Below are 2,767 nucleotides of genomic sequence, written 5' to 3' on the forward strand. Positions count from 1 at the left end.
TCTTCCGGTGTGGTTCCCGCCGACGACTTCGGCACCGCCATCTCCCAGGTCGGATTCGCCGCGTCGCGTGACGATGTGACCCCCGTGCTCACCGGTGTGCAGCTCGAAGTCTCCGGACACAACCTCATGATCTGTCTCCTCCTCGACGGACTGTTGCGTGTCCTCAGCGTCGCGGAGCTTCCGATCAGGAGACTTTGCCCGATCTATGCCTTGTCTATGCGCGAGGACGCGACCGGGGGACGGAGCACCAGCACGACCACGATGCCGACGAGCACCAGGGCGGTGAGCGTGACCGGGATCGGCAGGACCGGATCGAGCAGCACCAGCACCGCACCTGAGGGCACCACCGTGTTCACGACACGGTCGGCGTTCTCACGGATGGCGATCCACCAGACGGCGAGGAGGAAGATCGCGATCGGGATCGTGACGGTGAGTGATGCCGCGATGCTCGACAGGTGGCTCTTCCCGGTCAGGACGTCGAGCTCCACTTCGATCCCGGCGGAGAAGGCGGCGGCCGCCCCGAACACGAAGTAGTGCGTGTAGCCGTAGCGGAGCGAGCGTCCGAAGCTCGTGATGGCGCGCTGGTGCGGCGGCCAGAAGATCCACCACAGCGACGCCGTGACCACGAGGGTGAGCACCGAGATGGCGATCAGCGGCCCGAGGCTCTCGACCTTGTCGAGGGCGTCGATGATCGCGTTGGCGGAGGCGAGCAGGCTCTCTCCGAGCACGATGAGCGTGAACAGCCCGTAGCGCTCGGTGATGTGGTGTGGATGCCACTCGCCCGCGCACTGGGCGTGCACCCGCTCGAAATCGCCCGTCTCACGTCCAAGTACGCCGCGGCCGACGACGAGGGGCTGGAACCCACCATCGGCACGGATCCAGCCGAGCTGGGACGACGTCTCCGGCTGCTGGAGTCCTCACCGCGAACAGCTGGGCCGCAGTTCGATGTCGCCGTCCTGATCGACCTCGCGGCGGAACGAGAGATCGATCTGACTGTGGAGGATTGGTCGCAGTTGCGCACGGGCGCGGGAGGCGCGGAGGTGCCCGTTCGGGTGCTCTACGCCGTAGCGGAGTACACGGGTGTGGCCGTCGGCTACCTGACGGATCTTGACGACAAGGGGCTGACCTCGACCGACACCCGCGCAACTTCGAACCGCTCGCCGTGTTCCTGCGCTGGGCGTCGCAGAGCGGCGCGGCCGATCGCATCCATCCGGTCCCTTCCCCCTACGCCGACCCCTACACCGCCTACCCGATCGACACCTACCGGGCATGGATGCGCCGGTTCGCCACCGACGAGACGATCCGGCTGCGGACCCGCATCTGCGGGCTGATCGCCGGGATCACCGGCAGACCCACCACAACGATCGCCGCGCTCACCACCGCCAGCATCATCGATGACGGCGACCAGATGCGTCTCCGACTCGGACTCACCCCTGTCCAACTGCCACCGCCGTTGCCGGCGCTGATCAGGCTGCAGCTCGCAGCACCACGGCGATGGGACACGGCATCGACCTGGCTGTTCCCCTCGAAACTACGCGCCGGCGCACACGTCCACGCCAGCCGCTTCGCCGCCGACCTGCAGAATCTCACCTGCCGCGTCGTCGGACTGCGCGGCGCAGCACTCCTCAACCTCGCCGCGACGATGCCCGTTGGCCCGCTCTGCGACCTCACCGGCATGTCACCGAACGTCGCGGCGCGCTGGCAGCTCGTCGCCGCATCCGCCTACGCGCAATACCCCGCGATGCGAATGTGAGCCTGGACAATATCCGGGTAGCCGCCGCGAGAGGCTCTACAGCAGACCGATCAGGACGCCGCCAGCGGCACCGACGAGCACCACGACCCAGGGAGGCAACTTCCAGGACACCAGGAGCACGAAGCAGATCACGGCGAGACAGAACGATCCGGCGTCGGTGACGGCGGTTGTGAACACGGGTGAGTAGAGCGCGGCGGCGAGGATGCCGACAACGGCTGCGCTTGCGCCGCGCATGACGGCTTGCGCCCAAGCGTGTCGGCGGAAGGTGTTCCAGAACGGCAGCACTCCGAGCAGCAGCAGGAAGCCGGGCAGGAACACTGCGATGAGGGCGATGAGTGCGCCCCAGATTCCGCCGGGGCCGGTGTCGGCGATCGCGCCGAGGTATCCGGCGAAGGTGAACAGCGGGCCGGGGACGGCTTGGGCGACGCCGTATCCGGCGAGGAACTGGGCGTTGGTGACCCATCCCGGGTCGACGACCCCTGCCTGCAGCAGCGGGAGCACCACGTGTCCGCCGCCGAACACCAGTGCGCCCGCGCGATAGAACGCGTCGAACAACGCCACACCGCCCAGACCGGTCGCTGCAGCGATGATCGGGGCGCCGATCAGCAGCGCGGCAAACACGGCCAGGCTGGTGATGCCCGCGGAACGTCGGACCGGGAAGTGGAGCATGTCGGGCCGGTCTTCCACGGCGGCGCGGCAGAAGATCAGTCCACCGAGCGCGCCGATGAGGATTGCGGCGATCTGCCCGACCGATCCGACCATCAGCATGGTGGTGAGCAGGGCGATCACGGCGATGCCTGCGCGGGGCCGGTCGGGGGTGAGGGTTCTCGCCATGCCCCAGACCGCTTGGGCAACGATCGCGACGGCGACGATCTTCAGCCCCGTAAGCAGACCTTCGCCGATCGGGCCGGCGAACCAGGACGCGCCATAGGCGAAGGCGACCATCAGCGCCGCGGACGGCAGCGTGAAGCCGACGAACGCGGCGATCGCGCCCCATCCGCCGGCGCGCAGCAG

General features: G+C 68.1%; 3 protein-coding genes and 1 pseudogene. 2 read left to right on the forward strand and 2 right to left on the reverse strand.

Features of this window, described 5'->3' with window-relative positions:
• Positions 1-132, forward strand: a pseudogene (locus KZA10_RS11540) (DNA polymerase III subunit beta); the annotation flags it as partial.
• Between the two features lie 71 nt (positions 133-203).
• Here the strand turns inward: KZA10_RS11540 and KZA10_RS11545 are convergent.
• The gene (locus KZA10_RS11545) at positions 204-800 is read right to left on the reverse strand and encodes a low temperature requirement protein A (RefSeq protein ID WP_308289656.1); all 597 of its coding nucleotides are present in this window, start codon (positions 798-800) and stop codon (positions 204-206) included.
• Positions 801-1,162: 362 nt separating this feature from the next.
• Here KZA10_RS11545 and KZA10_RS11550 point away from each other — a divergent pair, with 362 nt between their 5' ends.
• Positions 1,163-1,753, forward strand: coding sequence for a hypothetical protein (locus KZA10_RS11550; RefSeq protein WP_218682953.1), 591 nt, complete (start codon positions 1,163-1,165; stop codon positions 1,751-1,753).
• Positions 1,754-1,789: 36 nt separating this feature from the next.
• On the opposite strand, the gene chrA is transcribed toward KZA10_RS11550, so the two are convergent.
• Positions 1,790-2,767 (reverse strand): chromate efflux transporter (gene chrA / locus KZA10_RS11555; protein ID WP_218682954.1); only part of this gene is annotated, 978 nt, incomplete at its 5' end.

Origin of the sequence: Microbacterium sp. BF1, assembly GCF_019279095.1 — a bacterium.
GTDB classification, from domain to species: Bacteria; Actinomycetota; Actinomycetes; order Actinomycetales; family Microbacteriaceae; genus Microbacterium; species Microbacterium maritypicum.